The sequence below is a fragment of the Enterococcus sp. DIV0187 genome (genome assembly GCF_051713785.1).
GTDB lineage: Bacteria > Bacillota > Bacilli > Lactobacillales > Enterococcaceae > Enterococcus_A > Enterococcus_A avium.
Genome location: NZ_JBIOQO010000001.1, coordinates 1,517,102 through 1,536,697, shown reverse-complemented (window position 1 = coordinate 1,536,697; position 19,596 = coordinate 1,517,102). Strand labels below are relative to the sequence as shown.

Here is a 19,596-nt window from a genome sequence, read left to right as displayed (position 1 = left end):
GAAAGCCCTACTCTGCCAGGAGTAGGGTTTTTCTTTTCATCAATGGCGAAAGGCTAGTTTTTTGAAAACGCTATATCATACAAAAATTTTTGGTCGCTAAAAAACAAGCCCCCAACTCTGATCAGAGTTGGGGGTTTAGCTATATGATCGACTCCAGAGAGGCTTTGTACAAGTATCAAGGGAGCGATTTAGGACACTTCATCATAGGAAATAACGATTTTTCACTTTAACGTTGAAAAATCGCTGGAAGCGTCAAGCTGGATGAATGTTAACATCCTTAGATTATCAGAAAGTTTTTTGATACGAATGTAGAATTAGTAAATTAATTATTTATACATCGCTATTTTTCAGGATTCAAGATTAAAATCTCTGAAAGAATAATTCTTTTCTATTTGAATGCGTCCTTACTCGCTTGACTGATTATATAATTCGGTGAGTAATGCTTTGATCCGATCATAAACGTCCGCTGTTTCAGAGATCGGGCTTTGGATATTTTGAATGATAAAGAGGTCTCTGTATCTGTATTCATCCTCTAGTTCCTGCCACTTCAAGGAATCTGTTAGTGCTAATTTGGAGATAATTGATTTGCCTATATTGTTTTCTAATAGAGACAATATTACTTCACTGTTATTTGCTTTGATGATTTGCGGGTTTAGATGATTAGAGTACAGATAGGTCTCGTTAATAAGATACATCCCAGAATCATGCTCTCTAAGAATCCAATAATCTGAATCGATATTGCCTGCTAAAACGAGCTCATCTTTATAAACGAACTCCTTTTGGATCAATGGGGAAACAATGGATTTTTCAATCAAGCCGATATGGGCTTTGTTTCCTTCGACGGCATCGATGACTTCTTGCGAGTTCATAATCTTGATTTCAAAAGCTATTAATGGAAATTCAGCAATCAGCTGCTCCATAATTTTGGGTAATAGGTGTACGGCGGTGGTGTTGGAGCAGCCAAGGATGCAGTCGGTTTTAAAGTTTTTAGAATTTTTTGCTTGGGCAAATACATTAGATAGGGAGTGTAACGCTTCGACGACTTTAGGGTATAAAAATTCGGCTTGTTTCGTAGGCAGGATCAGCTGCTTTCCTTTTCGATCGAACAGCTTGAAGCCTAGTTCTGCTTCTAATCTTTGGATCTGCACGGAGATGGTTGGTTGTGTTTTAAACATGAGTTTGGCTGCGGTGCTGAAATTTCTCGTTTCATACACAATAATGAATGTTCGCAATAATTCTAACAACGGAATGACCTCTTTTCTATTAATAAAATTTATAACGGATATGTAAAATCATTATTTTACAAATAGTTTACTGGTGTTTATTATAGGGGTGTAAAAAATATATATCAAGTGCTATCAAATAATTTGATCGTTTAGAAAGGATATACCTATGAATAACACACTAAAGAATTTTCTGAAGGCTATACCAATACCGATTTGCGGACTGATCTTAGGAACGGAGTCACTGGGGAATCTATTATTTTCTGAAGGCTTTGAAGGGATCGGCAATATTTTTTGTTATACAGGTCTTTTGATGATCCTTGTATTTCTTTTAAAAATCGTTTTCACATTTAAAGATACGATGGCTGCATTGAGAAATCCGATTATTGCCTCTGTAGCTCCGACATTTACGATGGCGTTAATGGTCGTTTCCGTATTTTTAGACAGATTGTTTCCTAATCAAATCATGAATAACGTGCTATGGGTAACGGCGATCATATTGCATCTGGCTTTGATGGGCTATTTCATTGTCGTGCATATTCTGCCTGTGGAGGTCACACTTGAATATGTTTATCCCAGCTGGTTTATTACCTTTGTTGGAATAGGCGTCATTCCGAATACCTCGACCGTGTTTATCAAGGAATTAGGGCAGGTTGCTGTTTGGATCGCTTTAGCTTTGTATTTAATTCTGCTGCCAATCATCGTTAAACGAATCCTTCATAAGAAAATATTTGAGGATTCAGCGATTCCTTTGATTACGATTCTGACAGCACCAGGCTCACTTTGTTTAGCTGGTTATCTATCTGTTTGCAATCAAGTCTCTTTTCCATTTGTTATTGGGCTGCTGATCTTATCCCAGTTGATTTATCTTTGCATCGTTTTTAATATGAAAAGAATGCTAAAGGTCGGCTTCTATCCAAGCTATGCGGCGTTCACGTTTCCTTTAGTTATCTCAGCAACAGCGATCTTCAAAGCCTCCAAAGTTTTTGAAGAGCTTCCGATTTTACTGACAGTTACTAAAGCGTTAAGTATTTTAGAAACGCTTTTAGCAATTCTCGTTGTTTGCTATGTCTTAGTGAAGTATGTGATTCATCTATATGATCAAACAAAGGTCCTAAAGGTAAATCGGGATTTTTAAACAGAGTGAATTGCTGGTGCTTTCATTACTGTAAGAGTTAAAATAAATAACAGAATTTTTCTCGCGGTCGTTTGGAAATCAGCGGCGCAATCCAATAAAAGGAAACAACTATCATCAACGTTTAGTTTACTAAGACGTGTGATTGGATACACAGAGCATACGAAAAAAGGAGGGAAACTCAATGATTCTAATTACAGGTGGTCAAGGTCAATTAGGAACGGAGCTGCGTTATCTATTAGATGAAAAAGCGGTGGAATACGTGGCGGCTGGTTCTGATCAGCTGGATGTTACCGATAGACAAAGGACCTACCAGTTCATCACCCAACTGAAGCCTGCCATCATTTATCATTGCGCAGCCTACACCGCTGTTGATAGAGCAGAAGGCGTCGACAAAGAATTAAACGAAAAAATCAATGTCGAAGGAACACGCAATGTAGCAGAAGCAGCCAAGGCCGCCGGTTCTATTTTGGTCTACATCAGTACGGATTACGTATTTGATGGGATGAAAGAAGCTGGATCGTATCAAGAAGAAGAGCTGCCCAACCCTATTAATGAATATGGCCGCACGAAATATCTAGGCGAAAAAATCGTCGAGGAATTAATGACTGAGTATTACATTGTCCGCACCTCATGGGTATTTGGAAGGTTTGGAGACAATTTTGTATCCACGATGCGTAATTTGGCGGAGACACAGACACGCCTAGCCGTGGTGGAGGATCAGTTTGGACGGCCTACTTGGACACGTACATTGGCCGAATTCATGTATTTCTTGATTGAACAGGAAGCACCCTTTGGTGTTTATCAGCTATCAAATGAAAATAGCTGTTCTTGGTATGAGTTTGCCAAGGAAATCCTAAAAGATACGGATGTAGAGATCATCCCAGTAGCATCAAAAGATTATCCGCAAAAAGCAGCACGCCCGCGAACGTCAACCATGGATCTAAGTAAAGCAAAGGCACTAGGCTTTGAGATTCCAACTTGGCAGGAAGCCTTATCAAATTTCAAGTGAACAAAGATTATTCATTGGAGATGTGATTAATGGAAAAAGCGATAATTACAAGCAAAGAGCGAATAACTGAAGGTGGGTGTAACGCCTGTGGATTTGTGAAATGCATCACCTATACCATTCATTTCGAAGATGGAAGAAGTGCGGCTCTGGACGCGTTGGATTTGCCGTCATTGGTTCGGACCATCGCGACAAAAAATGGCTGGAGAGAATGGGTAGAAATAATTGGGATAGGTGAAGAGCGAGTACATCTTGTAAAGAAATCACAGGTAGTGTCGATGGATGAGACCGCTCATGAAATCTGTTATAAAAAAGAGTGGAGACGCATCGAAAGTCCCAAACAATTTGAAGATACAAAACGCTTATTTGAACAAGTAAATGAGATATTAGAGACGATCTTCGATGTTGAGGGCTATTTAATAAAGCTAAGAAAAAAGAAATGTTTAAGCAATTAGAAGGGATGACAAGAATGGTTGGCATAGGGGATACGATCACTGTGAAGAATGTCCATGGAGAAATAATCTCTGGAGAAATCAAAAAAATTTACGCGAACTCTGTTTTAGTATTGAGTCAAACAACTCCGCAGCTTGTCTGTAAGAAAGAGATATATCAAATGGGTGATTCGATAGAAGAAATAAGCGATCCAATCATCGGGAAGACGGAATTCACTATTTCAAAATATCGGAGCGCGTAATGCAGATGATCCACTGAAGCGTGAAATCAGTGATAAATACTAGAAAAATAAAAAATGGAGTGAATTCATATGAGACGTACAAGTAGAAAAGTTGCTGTAGTGGGAACAGGTTTTGTCGGGACAAGTATTGCTTATTCTATGATCAATCAAGGGATTATCAATGAGTTGGTCTTAATCGATGTCAATCAAGAAAAGGCAGAAGGAGAAGCGCTTGACCTGTTAGATGGTATGTCCTGGGCACAAGAAAATATTAAAGTGTGGGCCGGCGATTATACGGACTGTGAAGATGCTGATATTGTCGTTATCACAGCAGGTGTTAATCAAAAACCCGGTCAAACGCGTTTGGAGCTGATCGATATCAATGCCGGAATTATTACCAGTGTCGTGAAAGAAGTCATGGCATCAGGCTTTGATGGAATTTTAGTAATCGCCTCAAATCCAGTAGATGTTTTGACCTACGTTGCTTGGCAAGCATCTGGCCTACCAAGCAGCAGAGTCGTAGGAACAGGAACTACTCTTGATACCACTAGATTTCGTAAAGAGCTGGCCGAAAAATTACAAATTGATCCAAGAAGTATTCATGGCTATATCATTGGCGAACATGGTGATTCAGAAGTAGCTGTCTGGTCCCATACTACAGTTGGCGGAAAACCATTATTGGAATTTATCGTGAAGAACAATCGGCTAACGGTAGATGATTTAACCACGATTTCAGATAGTGTAAAAAACACCGCCTATGAAATCATAAACAGAAAACAAGCGACTTTTTACGGCATCGGGATGAGTGTCGCGAGAATCGTGAAAGCCATCTTGAATAATGAGCAAGCGGTGCTGCCTGTATCTGCTTATCTCAATGGAGAGTATGGCGAAAAGGATCTATTTACCGGTGTACCATCAGTCGTAGATCAACACGGTGTACGAGAAATCATCGAACTAAATATCGATCCAGAGGAGAGAAAGAAATTCGCCGCATCAAGCAAGCAGCTTAGAGAGGTCATTCGTTCCTTGGATACTAAAAAGAGTGAGGAATAAGAGTAAATAATAAAAAATACCGCTGAAGCTTGAATATATAGCTGTAGCATTGCTTGAGCGGTAGATATAATTTTTCATAAGTAAAGGGAGCATGCAACGCAATTATTTGCGAAGTATGCTCCCTTTATTCATCGAAATAGCATTCTATCTATTGATAGTATGCAACATTTCCAAATGATGTATTCTCATCAATCATTTGAACTCATAGATCTGAAATAGAAGCTATTCTATGAAAAATCATCCTCGAATTCTTCATAAGAAAGCAGCAGCAACGTTTGTTGATAGCGCTTAAATAATTCACCATAAGGAATCGTGAAATATTGCAGAGCTGCTCGCTGCTTTAAAAGTTTGGAAAAGCGTTCATCAGGAAAAGGCAGATAATCAAGCGGTTTTGTTCCCTGAATAGAAAAGTAAAAGCACTCTCGGCGCCATGCGGCTAAGGCTAAGCAGGACAGCTCGATACGTTGGATAAAGCTGCGGCGTTGGATCGGGAGCGAGACGACGTGACCGGATTGAAGCACAGCGAATAAAATGCCGTCCTTTGTCTCGATCTCGCAAACACTAAAAGGATTGATCCACATGGTCTGATCAATGCCTTCAAGAGGACACAGAGTGAAGAATGGACAAATCCAAGAAGACTTGTATTGCCCAAAACAGCGAAAAGATTTGAGACAGGTACTCATCGCCTTATAGTCTGAGAAGGAATAGACATCAGCATAATCCTGTAAGACTTTCAGCGGTGTGTTAGGACTGCGAAAACAGCTATCTATCGTAAGGATAAGCGAGCCATTTTCTGTTGGGTGCGGTAAGATCAGCTCAATCTCGTGGACAGCTAAGGAAATAAACGGTTCCGCATGTCTCCATGTTGCTTCCCATAATTCAGACTGACCTCGATCATCAAAATAAAAACATTCATCAAATAAAAACATAAAAACTCCTCCTAAAAATTAGTATTGTTCTTAAGTGTTACAAAAGAAAATACGCGATAAAAACGAAAACGATTTCAAAAAATTGCTGGAGAAAAAGAATCGGAGAAGAAAAAATGATTTTTATTGTTATTGATGGATTTTACTGAAAATCAACAGACAAATTATTTTAACAGATAGTCGGTTAGGTGGTCTGGGACGCGATGATAGATAAAGAGGATAGATATAGAAGGAAATGAGAAAAGTGAAGTAGTGGAGGAAAAATTATTTCTTGGTTTATTAAAAGTTATTTTAAGAAGAAAATCCTCTTGTTTTTGTGAAATACAAGAAAGAATATTCGGAAAATGTGTTTAATATCTCAATTTACTGTTTTATTTATTTGTATTTTAATATATATTAAGATAACAATCAATGGAAAATTAAGGATAAAAAATATTTAAGCTTAATTTTTAAAATATTTAATAATTTAATTTTTGGCTCAAGTTGGAATTTGTATCGAATGGAAATGTATTTTTTGCCGTCAAATAAGCCGTCAGAAAGGGAGAGACATATGCGTAGAGGAGAAAATATATACCATAGAAAAGATGGACGATGGGAAGGACGATACATCAAAGGAAGGACGATGATTGGGAAAGTTAGATATGGTTATGTGTATGGCCGCACATTAAAAGAAGTTAGGGAAAAACTTTATCCGCTGAAGCTTAAATATCAGACCTATCAGGAAATGAGAGGAATTTCCTCTATCACTTTTGAAGAATGGAGCGTGTACTGGTTAGATAGGATTCGTATAGATATAAAGCCTACCACATATTCGAATTACAACTATAAATTGAATGCGTATGTGTTACCTATTATCGGGGCGATCCCATTAAATGAACTAACAGAAGAAACGGGACAAAAATTACTGTCTGAATTAACTAATAGGCAGCTAAGAAAATCAACGATCCAAGTAATTTTCCGTATTGTTCTGCAATGTCTGAATGAAGCTAAAAGAAAAGCTCATATCAAGGAAAATTGTTTCGCGACAATAAAGTTGCCAAAAGACAAGAAACGAAAAATACGCTCACTCAGCCAAAAGGAACAACGACGTTTAGAGAAAACAGCACTAGCAGAAAAAAGAGGAATTGGAATCCCAGCAATCCTATCCTTGCACACAGGCTTGAGAATTGGAGAGATTGCTGCTTTGCGCTGGACAGACGTTGATTTCGACCAAAAACTTATTCAAATTAACCATACCTATCAACGTATATCTCTTGGAAATGGCGTGCAAAGAACCCAATTAGTGTTAGATAGCACAAAAACAGATGCTGCCATTCGTACAATTCCAATGTCAAATAAAGTAAAAAAAATTCTGCTGAATCAAAGAAACGTGTCAAAGGGAATCTTTGTTTTTTCAACGAATGATAAACCAATTGAGCCACGTCTCTTAACCTATCATTTCCATCGAATTCGTGAAAAATGTCAGCTAATGGATATTCATTTCCATCAATTACGGCATACCTTTGCGACACGCTGCTTGGAAGCGCAAGGAGATATTCTTTCCGTCAGCGCTTTGTTAGGTCATACGTCGACCCAATTAACTTTGGATACCTATGCCGATTCTCTAATGGAAGCACGTGTTAGAGTTATCCATCAGATGGAAAATCGAATCCGATAACAATTAAAAAAAATTAGTTGCGTGATCATTAGGCTCTCTTTTTTTGTCTTTTTTACAGAAAGCGTTTTCTCAAGTTTGTCAATCTATTTCAAATGCAAAAATTTAATTAGGAATTAAAAAAATGGATAATCAACTTTTAATAACTTTCCATTCGCCGTCATACACCGTCAAAAATGCTCCTAAACCCTTGATACTATTGAGTTTTTCGAGCTTTGCTTAGTTTTCACAAAACTAAGAAACTTATCATTTAGTGAAATCGTTATTCAATAGCGAATCTAAGCTGCAATCTATAGAAATAATACTTATTTTTAGCCTAATGAATATAATAGCCTAACAACAGAATACCATTTTTTCCATTATAGAATTTCTAAAAATAGAATGGGAAAAGGCGATTGGTTCGGGAACACAGAAAATTAGCATTGTTAGAATAAAAATATACTTGATCGGCTATTTGTAATTATTTTTAAAACGAATGTATTTTTATTTTGTTTAATTAGACGCTTTGCATAATAAATAAAAGATGATACGATTAAATATGTATTAAAAATATTATAATAATTGTTAATATAAGAAAATTTATTGGTGAACTAAAAGGAGATAGAAATGAGTATCGTATTCCAACACATGCTTAATACATTTATTTACTTATCAGTAATTCTACTGTTATTCAATTTACTATTGGTTAGAAAACAAAAGAAAATCTACTCTTATTTTCTTCTTTTCGGAGTATGTTTTGTTGCTACTTACATTACCTATATATATGACTGGTTTTCAATCGTGAGGACAATGATCATGTTTTTTGGAGCGCTTCTTTTTTTCTACAAAGGTACGATTCCGAATAAAATTCTATCAGTAATGTTATTACTACAGCTTATGGTGTTTTTAGATTTTCTTCATGGAATGATTCTTATGATGAAAGCGTCTGTATTGGATTATAGTTATTTTCCCAACAATCCATTACCGGATATCTATATTGAAATAGTCACAATAATTGTACTTATCGCTCTAAATTTTTATCGTCGAGGAAAGCAGCCATTAATTCAATATTTTGATAAAAAATACATTCTGATTTGGATATTGATTACTTTAAACTTTTTCCTGTTGGCAAGTGTCCTTACGAGCCTTGAATTTTCCAATCAAATGAAGGGCTTAATTTCCGCAATCTTATTCTTAACCAGCGGTATCAACATCTACTTCGCCTACTACTTAGAGAAGACGCGAAAAATCTTCGAGGAAAATCTCGTCATCAGTAAACAAGTTGAGTTTCAAGAAAATAAGCTGGCACAGAATAAAGCGTACCTAGAAAAGAACAATCGACTAATGCATGACATCAAAAAGCATTACCTAGAGATCGAACATGCCTTATCGGAAAATCAGATGAATTATGTTAAGGAATACATGAAAGGTGTCTACCAGCAATACTTCGATCGAGAGCACACCAGTTTTACTGGCAATCAAGTGGTAGACAGTATGTTCTTTTCGCTACAGGAGCAATGCCAAAAAGAAGATATTCAGCTAACCTGTGACATTCATATCGATAAGAAGATCACTCTAGCGGAAAAGGATTTGGCGGTCTTGCTTGGCAGTCTATTTGATCGAGCCATCAAAGCGGCAAATCAAACATCACAAGAGCGAACCATCAAAGTAACGATGAAAACCGAAAAGCATCACCTGATCCTTGCGGTTGAATATCCTAAAGAACCGGTCACTGTTTTACCAAAAGGAACCGTCGAGCAATGGGAAGATACGCAAATCATTCATCGAATTGTTGAAAAGTATAGCGGTATGTACGAAACAACTGAGAGACAAGGCACGAACGGCATCAGCGTACTATTGCCTTTGAAATAAAGTATAAGTCCAAAAAATAAATGAACTAAATGGAGAACGAATCGTATGATACACATTTTAATTTGCGAAGATGAGCCGCGTTATCGCAATCAGTTGCGGGAAATGTTGGTGAAGCTGTCTTTTTCATTGGATCTGGATATTCGTACTCACAGCTTTTCTTCAGGAGAGGAATTGCTGGAAAGCTATGAGAAAAAAGAGCATGTCTATGATCTGCTGTTTCTGGATATTGAATTGCCAGGGATAAATGGCTTGCAGGCTGCCAAGCTCTTAAGAGAATCTCATCAGTATGATGGACAGCTGGTATTTTTGACGAGTCATATCGAGTTGATGCAGGACAGCTTTGAAGTTGGAACGAATCAATACTTAGTGAAGCCTGTCGCCTATGAGGAATTTGAAAAGAAGATTCGCCCTTTGATGAACAAGCTGGTAAAGAACAATCAGCGCTTGACTGTCGAGCTGGTTTCTGGTGGATTTCAGATTCTTCCGATCAATAGTATCTTGACGATCCAATCAAAAAGCTTAGGACGAAAGGGCGGCGTCATCATCAAGACGGAGACACAGGAACTGGCGGCGTATGGGAAAATGACAGACTATCTGGAAAAGCTGGAAAAGGCTCGGTTCTGTCGTATCCATAAACAAACAATTATTAATCTGGAACAGGTAGTCTTTTTTAATGGAGAACAGGTCGTAATGACCGATCAGCAGGAATGGAAGGTGAGTCGGAACATGAAGCGGGAGTTAAAGCAGCGAATGATGAATGGCAATGGATTATGAGGTAAAAAATAGTGAAGTCGAACAGTTACTAATTAATTGTTCGGCTTTTTTCTTTTGTTAATAACGCACGTTGTTAATCATTTTCAACACTTTATTTACAAAAATCAATTAAATAGTAATTATATCCTATGATAAATAATATAATCCGCTATTAAATATTGGATACGCGGCGATCAAATTTTAAAAAGTCAGGAAGTGCAACAAGAGACGGCCTGAGGACAAAAGATAAAAGGGGTGGGTAATGATGGGACCGATTCTATTGTTGACCAAGAATGTTTTAGCAGAGGAAGAGACACAAAAGAAATTGCAGCATCTGAACTATGAGGTGTTTAGCTCAAGCAGCCTGTTGACGAAAAGGGGGACACAGGGAGAATTTCTTCAATTCTTCAACTTGTTCTATTACACGATCATCAGTGAAACAATCTCAGATATTGAGCTGCAGCAGCTCTTGCCGATACTGAGAAAATCAACTACGACGCTCATTCGGAAGAACGATCATGCCAATGAGAATCAGCAGGACTTTCAGGTGAAGCTTTGGATCTCCAATGAATCCAGTATCGAAGAGCTAAGGGAGCTATTGATTGGCTCGAATACTATTCAAGGCTTTACGACATCAGGGGCATTACTGACGAGCCAGTCAAAGCCCCACGAGATGGAGTCGAATCAAGAGTTTGGCATTAAGCAGTCGCTATCTGATTTGCGGCTCAGCCGTTTGGAAATGAGAATCCTCAATGCTCTGTATTCAGCTAATAGTCAGATCGTTTCGCGAGATGAGCTGTGTCATCAGACATGGGAGGGAGAGATCACTAATTCGCGACTGGTCATGCTGTCGAATTTGATTCGAAAGCTAAAGGAAAAGTTGCAGCTTGAGGGCTTTCCAGAGCACACGATCCGTACGCATTGGGGCAAAGGCTATCAGCTAACCCAACGCTTCTATGATTATTTCGAAGCCGATCAAGTGCTGGAGGAAATAGAAGAGCCACTGCAAACGCAGGAGGAAATCTGCTAAGTACAACTGATAAGTGGGCAATCATATTGGAGCAATCCAAGTTTGATTAATAGTATCAAAAGAAAAGAGGTCGAGTATGACAATCGATACAACGTAAACTAATAAAGATTTAATCGAAGCAATCGATAGAAAACCGCAAAATGTAACAAAGTAAAGGAGCAGAGACCTTTCTCATCGCACCTTTTTCTTATTTAGAACAAGAGGGGGAATGGATAAAAAGGGGTAGTTAAGCAGAAATAATAAGAGATAAAAAATAGGATGACACAGGAGGGAACAAGATGAAAAAGTTTTTTCGAGGAAAACTATCCGCGAAGCTGGCATTAGTCGCGATATTGGCTAATACGCTGACATCACCGGTTGGTGTGATTGCGGAGGAAGTAGCCACAGATAGCAGTCAAGAACCAAAAGTTGGTTTAAATGAAAGTAGCCAAACTTTGGAAAGTGGAACTTTAGAAAGCAGCTTAGAAAAAGTCGAGGAACAACCAAAGATTGAGTTACAAGATATCGATACTGATGGAAAGGATACCTTAGAAGCGGACGAATCCTTTACCGCAAATCTGAAAGGAATCTTCAGTAATCTACAAGAAAGTTCGGAGAAAGTGATTACTTTCAAACTGAATAGTGATTTTGTCTTAGATGATGACATAAAAGCACCAAGTGAAGACATTCAAGTAATCAAACTTTCAGATGACAGCTTTAAGGTTGATTTCTCACAAGTAGAAGAAGCAGAAAAAGAATTTGAATTAAGTCTTCCGCTAACTGTGAAATCAACGAACAAAGAAGCAAAGTTGGTATTATCAAGCGATCACACGCAAGATGTTTCTAAGACGTTTAAAGTGAGTCTAGCAGCGATCAAGACAAAACAAGCGACAGCTGGACAGTCGGATAGTGATACAACAGAAAAGAATGACGTACTAATCGCATCGGGGGACATTAGGAGTGGAGTTGTTTGTGGTACTGATGGAAATACAGCCCCATCATTTCTCTATATTCTAAAGGGTGATTCAGGACTCCGTCCAAATTCTTTCAAGAAACTCTACGTTCTGGAAAATGGAGTAAAGCAAACAGCGTATTGTCTTAATTACAACAAAGGTTATCCAGATGGACACCAATATGATAAAAATGGACTTGTTCCTAATTACGTAGTGGATTTTGATTATTGGGATGTACAATTAGCTGCGTTAATGAGTTTAGATACGGGGTACCCAGAGGGAAGCGATGAGGATTATGCTGTAAGACAAATGGCTATTTGGGCGATGGCGGGTGATGATACTTATGTGGATGCCAATTTGGGATTGAATGATCCTAGATTATCTGATCCTCGATATGATTCAGAACCAGCAGCAATACAAGGGAAGCAAGCAGTAATAAGAATTGTTACTCTAATCAATAGAGTTAATGAGATGCTGGATGCATATGGTAGTTCGTGGAGTCATAAAATAGATATTAATTCTGAGTCTGAGAAAATGACTTATGTACCAGGAAATGGTGAGCAATCTGGATACTATGAAACTGGACTTTACCGAGTAGACGAACAACTCTTTCAGGTTAATTTGGAAAGCATAGGATTAAAAATCAGCAGTGGACCAAATTATTCTAGTGTAAATAAACAGGCCACCGTCTATGATGAGAATAATACTAAGATTGGCGAACTAAAAGATTATAAACAACTTGTTAACTTCAAGATAAGAATTCCTGAACAGTATGTCACTGGTGATGGTGAATATAAAATAGAAATTAGTGGTAAAACTAAAGCAACATCTTATATTTTGTATACACCGTCTGAAGTCTCTTCAAGGCAAAGTATAGGTCTTTTAAGTAAAGATAGTTTGGTTGTTAATTTTTCGGGTAACAGTAAGACTGAAGTAGAAAAAGAACATGAATCTAAAGGTTCTGTGAAGATCACGAAAGTAGATAGTTCCGCGCCAAGTACGAAATTATCGGGCGCTACGTTCAAGATTACAAATAAAGATACCGACAAAGTATGGTTAGCCGAAAGTAATCCAACTGCATCGAATGGAGAACTAACCATCTCTAATATTCCAGTCGGAAAATACGTATTATCAGAAGTAAAAGCACCAAACGGTTATGACCTATCGAAAGAAACAATTGACTTTGAAGTAACCGCAGGCAATGCATCGACACTTCAAACTTTCAACTTCGAAAACACGAAGAGCGAAGAGCCACTAGGTAAAGTGAAAATCACGAAAGTCGACAGTGCCGCAGCGAGTACAAAATTAGCGGGTGCTACTTTCAAGATTACAAACGCAGACACAGATAAAGTATGGTTAGCCGAAAGTAATCCAACGGCATCGAATGGAGAACTAACCATCTCTAATATTCCAGTCGGAAAATACGTACTGTCAGAAGTAAAAGCACCAAACGGTTATGACCTATCAAAAGAAACAATCGATTTTGAAGTCACAGCAGGGAATGCGTCAACACTTCAAACTTTCAACTTCGAAAACACGAAGAGTGAGGAACCACTAGGTAAAGTGAAGATCACGAAAGTAGATAGTGCCGCAGCGAGCACAAAATTAGCGGGCGCTACGTTCAAGATTACAAATAAAGATACCGACAAAGTATGGTTAGCCGAAAGTAATCCAACGTCATCGAATGGAGAACTAACCATCTCTAACATTCCAGTCGGAAAATACGTACTATCAGAAGTAAAAGCCCCGAACGGTTATGATTTATCAAAAGAAACAATCGATTTTGAAGTAACCGCAGGTAATGCATCGACACTTCAAACTTTCAACTTTGAAAACACGAAGAGTGAAGAACCGTTAGGTAAAGTGAAGATCACGAAAGTAGATAGTGCCGCAGCGAGTACGAAATTAGCGGGTGCTACGTTCAAGATCACAAATAAAGATACCGACAAAGTGTGGTTAGCCGAAAGTAATCCAACGTCATCGAATGGAGAACTAACCATCTCTAACATTCCAGTCGGAAAATATGTACTGTCAGAAGTGAAAGCACCAAACGGTTATGACTTATCAAAAGAAACAATCGATTTTGAAGTAACCGCAGGCAATGCGTCAACACTTCAAACATTCAACTTTGAGAATACGAAGAGTGAAGAACCGCTAGGTAAAGTGAAGATCACAAAAGTCGACAGTGCCGCAGCAAGCACGAAATTAGCGGGTGCTACGTTCAAGATTACAAACGCAGACACAGATAAAGTGTGGTTAGCCGAAAGTGCGCCAACTGCATCGAATGGTGAACTAACTATCTCTAATATTCCAGTCGGAAAATACGTACTGTCAGAAGTAAAAGCTCCAACTGGTTATGATTTATCAAAAGAAACAATCGACTTTGAAGTGACGGCAGGGAATGCCGCTACTTTACAAACTTTCGACTTCGAAAACACGAAGAGTGAAGAACCACTAGGTAAAGTGAAGATCACAAAAGTCGACAGTGCCGCGGCAAGTACGAAATTAGCGGGTGCTACGTTCAAGATTACAAATGCAGACACGGACAAAGTATGGTTAGCCGAAAGTGCGCCAACGGCATCGAATGGTGAACTAACCATCTCTAATATTCCAGTCGGAAAATATGTACTGTCAGAAGTGAAAGCACCAACCGGTTATGATTTATCGAAAGAAACAATCGATTTTGAAGTCACCGTAGGGAATGCGTCAACACTTCAAACTTTCGATTTCGAAAACACGAAGAGTGAAGAACCACTAGGTAAAGTGAAGATCACGAAAGTAGACAGTGCCGTGGCAAGCACGAAATTAGCCGGCGCTACGTTCAAGATTACAAACGCAGACACAGATAAAGTATGGTTAGCCGAAAGTAATCCAACTGCATCGAATGGTGAACTAACAATTTCAAATATTCCAGTCGGAAAATATATACTGTCAGAAGTAAAAGCTCCAACCGGCTATGATGTATCAAAAGAAACAATTGATTTTGAAGTCACAGCAGGGAATGCATCGACACTTCAAACTTTTAACTTCAAGAATACAAAGACACCAGAACCAACAGGTAAAGTGACGATCAAGAAACATGAAACAGGCGATACGGATAAAACATTAATCGCCGACGCGGAATTTACCCTAACTGATTCAAAAGGTGTAGCAGTTAACAAGACGACAAAAGCAGGTGAAGAATTAGTCTTCGATAACTTAGCGGAAGGTACGTATACCTTAGAAGAAACATCCTCACCAGCAGGATATGAAAAACCAACCTTCAAAGAAACATTTGAAGTGAAAGACGGCGTGAAACTGGACTTTGAGTATACAGTCTACAATGCGAAGACACCAGAACCAACAGGTAAGGTGACGATCAAAAAACATGAAACAGGCGATACGGATAAAACACTAATCGCCGATGCGGAATTTACTTTAACTGATTCAAAAGGGAAAGAAGTTAAGAAGACCACGAAAGCAGGCGAGGAATTAGTCTTTGATAACTTAGCGGAAGGTACGTATACCTTAGAAGAAACGTCTTCACCAGCGGGATATGAAAAACCAACCTTCAAAGAAACATTTGAAGTGAAAGACGGCGTGAAGCTGGACTTTGAGTACACAGTTTACAATGCGAAGACCCCAGAACCAGAAAAAGGCAAAGTGACCATCAAGAAATACAAAGATGGCGATACGACAGAAGCGTTAATCGCTGATGCGGAATTCACGTTGTATGACGCTGATGACAAAAAGATTTCTAGTCAAACAACGGTTGAAGGCAAAGAATTGGTCTTTGATAATCTTGAGTATGGCAAATACACGTTGAAGGAAACGAAAGCCCCAGCAGGTTATGAGGAATCAACGGAAACAAAACCAGTCTTTGAAAAAGAGTTTGAAGTAACGGCAGCCGATCTGAACTTTGAATACAAAGTAGCGAACGTGCCGACACCAAGCAGACAAACTGGGAAAGTCAGCATTAAGAAATACAAAGACGGAGACACCACCGAAGCGTTGATCGGTGATGCGGAATTTACCTTATACGACGCTGACGGCAATGAAGTAGCTAAGAAAACGACCGTTAAAGGTGAAGAGTTAGTCTTTGATAGTTTGGCATATGGTAAATATACTTTGAAGGAAACGAAAGCCCCAGCAGGGTATGAAGAATCAACAGAAGCAAAACCAGTCTTTGAAAAAGAGTTTGAGGTTACTGCTGGCGAGTTGAGCTTTGAATACAAAGTAGCGAATAAAGAAATCCCTGAAATTCAAACCTCTGCTAGAGATGGTGAAACGGGTACCAATGAAGGCTATGCCGATGAAAAAGTCACGATCATTGATGAAGTGAAATATGAAAACTTAACGATCGGCAAGAAATACACGGTCAAAGGAACCTTGATGGATCAAGCGACGAATCAACCATTCCTGACAAAAGACGGCAAAGAAGTCCATGCGGAAACAAGCTTTGATGCAGAGAAAACCAGCGGAACAGTCGAATTAACCTTCGAAATTACCAATGGCGATCTTCAAGGAAAAACGGTTGTAGTCTTTGAAGATTTGGAAACTGAAGGCAAAAAAGTAGCGACTCACAGTGACATCACAGACGAAAAACAAAGTGTGGACTATCCAAAAGTTGGCACTCAAGCTTCAAAATCAACAAAAGACGATAAGATTACAGTAACGGATATTGTGTCTTATGAAAAATTAACCGTTGGCAAAGAGTACACGGTCAAAGGTACTTTAATGGACAAAGAAACCGGTAAAGCGTTTGAAGTGGATGGCAAAGCAGTGACTGCGGAAACACCATTCAAGCCAGCAGCGGAAAATGGCACAACGGAAGTGACCTTTGAATTTGATAAGTCCGCAATTGAAGGCAAAGAAATCAGCTTAGTTGTCTTTGAAAAAGTCTTTAATGCAGACGGCAAAGTCATCGGAACCCATGAAGACTTGAAGGATTCCGCGCAAACTGTTGAGTTCAAACCGGATACACCAGTGATCGAAACTTCTGCGAAAGACAGTGAAACAGGCACAAATGAAGGGAACGCCGATGAAAAAGTAACGATCATCGATACCGTGACCTATAAAAACTTGACGATCGGCAAGGATTACACAGTCAAGGGTGTTCTAATGGATAAAGCAACGAACCAACCATTCCTGACGAAAGATGGCAAAGAAGTTCATGCAGAGAAAGATTTCACTGCTGACAAATCTAACGGTACGATCGATTTGGAATTTGTGATTACCAATGGCGATCTTACTGGTAAGACAGTTGTCGTCTTTGAAACCTTATATCGTGAAGGCGTAGAAGTTGCGGTCCATGCGGATATTGAAGATAAGAACCAAAGTGTGGATTATCCGAAGGTTGGTACGAAGGCATCGAAATCATTCGCCGGAGATACGATCAGAGTTACGGACATCGTATCTTACGAAAAATTAACGGTTGGCAAGGAATACACCGTTAAAGGCACCTTGATGGACAAAGAAACGGGTAAAGCCTTTGAAGTGGACGGCAAAGCAGTAACAGCTGAAGCGCCATTCACGCCAACAGAAGAAAACGGCACCACTGAAGTGACCTTTGAATTTGATCGAAAAGCGATTGAAGGCAAGGAAATCAGCTTAGTCGTCTTTGAAAAAGTTCTGAATGCAGACGGCAAAGTCATCGGTACCCACGAAGATTTAGAAGATTCTGAGCAGACAGTTGAATTCAATCCAGATACACCGGAAATCTCAACGACTGCCAAAGATAGCGAAACAGGCACCAATGAAGGCTACGCAGATGAAAAAGTATCCATCATCGATACTGTTCACTATGATAACTTGACGATCGGCAAGACATATACGGTCAGCGGTGTCTTAATGGACAAAGCAACGAACCAGCCATTCCTAACGAAAGATGGCAAAGAAGTTCGTGCGGAAAAAGAATTTGTTCCAGACGCTACGAATGGTTCTGTTGATTTGGAATTTGTTATCACCAATGGCGATTTGCAAGGGAAGACTGTCGTTGTCTTTGAAACCTTGTACCGTGATGGCAAGGAAGTAGCAGCTCACACTGACATCGAGGATAAAGACCAAAGTGTCGATTATCCAAAGGTTGGTACGAAAGCTTCTGAAAAAACCGTTGGCGATAAAATTGTTGTCACAGACATCGTAGCCTACGAAAAATTAACCGTTGGCAAGAAATATACCGTTAAAGGGACGTTGATGGACAAAGCAACTGGTGAAGCCTTCAAGGTTGATGGCAAGGCAGTGACAGCGGAAGCAACCTTTACACCAGAAACAGAAAATGGCACCACCGAAGTGAGCTTTGAATTTGCGCAAAAAGCAATTGAAGGCAAAGAAATCAGTCTGGTGGTCTTTGAAAAAGTCTTGAATGCTGATGGCAAAGTGATCGGAACCCATGAAGACTTAGAAGATCCGGATCAAACCGTATCCTTCAACCCAGACACACCGGAAATTTCAACCAAAGCCAAAGACAAAGGCACTGCAAGCAACGAAGGACAAGCCAAGAAGGACGTGACGATCACTGATGAGGTTTCTTACCGCAACCTGATTGTCGGCAAGGAATATACCGTTAAGGGTGTGTTGATGGACAAAGCAACGAATCAACCACTGTTAGCAAACGGCAAAGAAGTTCGCGCGGAGAAAACCTTCACCGCGAAGAAACCAAACGGCACCATTGATCTAGAATTCACCTTCGACGGCAGCGCACTTGCTGGAGCCACCGTTGTAGTCTTTGAAACACTCTATACAGACAATAAAGAAGTAGCAACGCATACGGATATCAATGATGCGGATCAAACCGTGACGTATCCAAAAGTTGGTACAAAAGCGTCAGAAAGTACCGTTGATAATACCGTTGTGATCAAGGATATCGTCTCTTACGAAAACCTAGTTGTTGGCAAGAAATACACGGTCAAAGGAGTCTTGATGGACAAATCAACCGGACTTGCTTACCGAGTAGATGGTAAGAAGGTCTTAGGCGAAACGACCTTCGTGGCAGAAACAGCCAGCGGAACAGTCGAAGTGGCCTTTGAATTTGCGAAGAGCGCCTTGACGAAGAAGGAAACATTAGTCGTCTTTGAACAGCTATTCAATAGTAAGGGCTATCTAGTGGGAACGCACGAAGACATCAACGACAAGGATCAAACTGTTGAAGTCGGCGACGATACACCAGGAAAACCTGGACTGCCAAGCACCAATACAAAATCTGGCGGCAGAACCTATAGTTACGGTACCTCTACTTCAAGAGGCTCATTACCGAAAACAGGTAGTGTAACGAATCCACTATTCGTCATTCTAGGATTGATTATTATTGGATCAGCTGTAACCTTCTACTTTGTCTATATTAGAAGAGCGAAAAGAAATCACTAATCAGTAAACGATC

General features: G+C 39.3%; 12 protein-coding genes. 10 read left to right on the top strand and 2 right to left on the bottom strand.

Going from position 1 to position 19,596, the window contains the following annotated elements:
- Positions 1-404: 404 nt before the first annotated feature.
- Entirely contained in the window at positions 405-1,244 is an 840-nt protein-coding gene (locus IGI52_RS07520; RefSeq protein WP_438780890.1) for a LysR family transcriptional regulator, read from the bottom strand.
- 148 nt (positions 1,245-1,392) lie between these two features.
- Here IGI52_RS07520 and IGI52_RS07515 point away from each other — a divergent pair, with 148 nt between their 5' ends.
- From IGI52_RS07515 to IGI52_RS07495, 5 genes are all read left to right on the top strand, one after another.
- A complete protein-coding gene (locus tag IGI52_RS07515) occupies positions 1,393-2,361 on the top strand; it encodes a TDT family transporter (RefSeq protein WP_438780889.1) in 969 nt (322 codons plus the stop codon).
- Positions 2,362-2,542: 181 nt separating this feature from the next.
- Positions 2,543-3,370 carry a dTDP-4-dehydrorhamnose reductase gene (rfbD, locus tag IGI52_RS07510; RefSeq protein WP_438780888.1) on the top strand — a complete coding sequence of 276 codons (828 nt, stop codon included), beginning with the start codon at positions 2,543-2,545 and terminating at the stop codon, positions 3,368-3,370.
- A 29-nt stretch (positions 3,371-3,399) separates the two neighbouring features.
- Positions 3,400-3,822, top strand: coding sequence for a DUF4809 family protein (locus tag IGI52_RS07505; protein WP_438780887.1), 423 nt, complete (start codon positions 3,400-3,402; stop codon positions 3,820-3,822).
- On the top strand, positions 3,807-4,061 hold the full coding sequence (locus IGI52_RS07500; protein ID WP_240128556.1) for a hypothetical protein: 255 nt from the start codon (positions 3,807-3,809) through the stop codon (positions 4,059-4,061). Before IGI52_RS07505 ends, IGI52_RS07500 begins: the two co-directional genes overlap by 16 nt.
- A 69-nt stretch (positions 4,062-4,130) precedes the next feature.
- Positions 4,131-5,093 (top strand): L-lactate dehydrogenase, encoded by a 963-nt coding sequence (locus IGI52_RS07495; protein WP_438780886.1) that lies wholly within the window; start codon positions 4,131-4,133, stop codon positions 5,091-5,093.
- A 227-nt stretch (positions 5,094-5,320) separates the two neighbouring features.
- Here IGI52_RS07495 and IGI52_RS07490 read toward each other — a convergent pair whose 3' ends face one another.
- Positions 5,321-6,022, bottom strand: a complete 702-nt coding sequence (locus IGI52_RS07490; protein WP_438780885.1) for a hypothetical protein — start codon at positions 6,020-6,022, stop codon at positions 5,321-5,323.
- Between the two features lie 619 nt (positions 6,023-6,641).
- On the opposite strand from IGI52_RS07490, the gene IGI52_RS07485 reads away from it, so the two are divergent.
- From IGI52_RS07485 to IGI52_RS07465, 5 genes are all read left to right on the top strand, one after another.
- Positions 6,642-7,676, top strand: a complete 1,035-nt coding sequence (locus tag IGI52_RS07485; RefSeq protein WP_438780884.1) for a tyrosine-type recombinase/integrase — start codon at positions 6,642-6,644, stop codon at positions 7,674-7,676.
- 909 nt (positions 7,677-8,585) lie between these two features.
- Positions 8,586-9,524 carry a GHKL domain-containing protein gene (locus tag IGI52_RS07480; protein WP_438780882.1) on the top strand — a complete coding sequence of 313 codons (939 nt, stop codon included), beginning with the start codon at positions 8,586-8,588 and terminating at the stop codon, positions 9,522-9,524.
- Between the two features lie 45 nt (positions 9,525-9,569).
- Positions 9,570-10,298, top strand: coding sequence for a LytR/AlgR family response regulator transcription factor (locus IGI52_RS07475; RefSeq protein ID WP_438780881.1), 729 nt, complete (start codon positions 9,570-9,572; stop codon positions 10,296-10,298).
- A 241-nt stretch (positions 10,299-10,539) separates the two neighbouring features.
- On the top strand, positions 10,540-11,307 hold the full coding sequence (locus IGI52_RS07470) for a helix-turn-helix domain-containing protein (protein ID WP_438780880.1): 768 nt from the start codon (positions 10,540-10,542) through the stop codon (positions 11,305-11,307).
- Between the two features lie 278 nt (positions 11,308-11,585).
- Positions 11,586-19,583, top strand: coding sequence for a VaFE repeat-containing surface-anchored protein (locus tag IGI52_RS07465; protein ID WP_438780879.1), 7,998 nt, complete (start codon positions 11,586-11,588; stop codon positions 19,581-19,583).
- The last annotated feature ends 13 nt before the right edge of the window (positions 19,584-19,596 follow it).

What these genes read in the sequence shown, in the direction of transcription:
- IGI52_RS07465 (WP_438780879.1), top strand. Translation starts at nt 11,586, where the DNA reads ATGAAAAAGTTTTTTCGAGGAAAACTATCCGCGAAGCTGGCATTAGTC.
- IGI52_RS07500 (WP_240128556.1), top strand. Translation starts at nt 3,807, where the DNA reads ATGTTTAAGCAATTAGAAGGGATGACAAGAATGGTTGGCATAGGGGAT.
- IGI52_RS07475 (WP_438780881.1), top strand. Translation starts at nt 9,570, where the DNA reads ATGATACACATTTTAATTTGCGAAGATGAGCCGCGTTATCGCAATCAG.
- rfbD (WP_438780888.1), top strand. Translation starts at nt 2,543, where the DNA reads ATGATTCTAATTACAGGTGGTCAAGGTCAATTAGGAACGGAGCTGCGT.
- IGI52_RS07495 (WP_438780886.1), top strand. Translation starts at nt 4,131, where the DNA reads ATGAGACGTACAAGTAGAAAAGTTGCTGTAGTGGGAACAGGTTTTGTC.
- IGI52_RS07490 (WP_438780885.1), bottom strand. Translation starts at nt 6,022, where the DNA reads ATGTTTTTATTTGATGAATGTTTTTATTTTGATGATCGAGGTCAGTCT.
- IGI52_RS07480 (WP_438780882.1), top strand. Translation starts at nt 8,586, where the DNA reads ATGATGAAAGCGTCTGTATTGGATTATAGTTATTTTCCCAACAATCCA.
- IGI52_RS07515 (WP_438780889.1), top strand. Translation starts at nt 1,393, where the DNA reads ATGAATAACACACTAAAGAATTTTCTGAAGGCTATACCAATACCGATT.
- IGI52_RS07470 (WP_438780880.1), top strand. Translation starts at nt 10,540, where the DNA reads ATGATGGGACCGATTCTATTGTTGACCAAGAATGTTTTAGCAGAGGAA.
- IGI52_RS07505 (WP_438780887.1), top strand. Translation starts at nt 3,400, where the DNA reads ATGGAAAAAGCGATAATTACAAGCAAAGAGCGAATAACTGAAGGTGGG.
- IGI52_RS07485 (WP_438780884.1), top strand. Translation starts at nt 6,642, where the DNA reads ATGATTGGGAAAGTTAGATATGGTTATGTGTATGGCCGCACATTAAAA.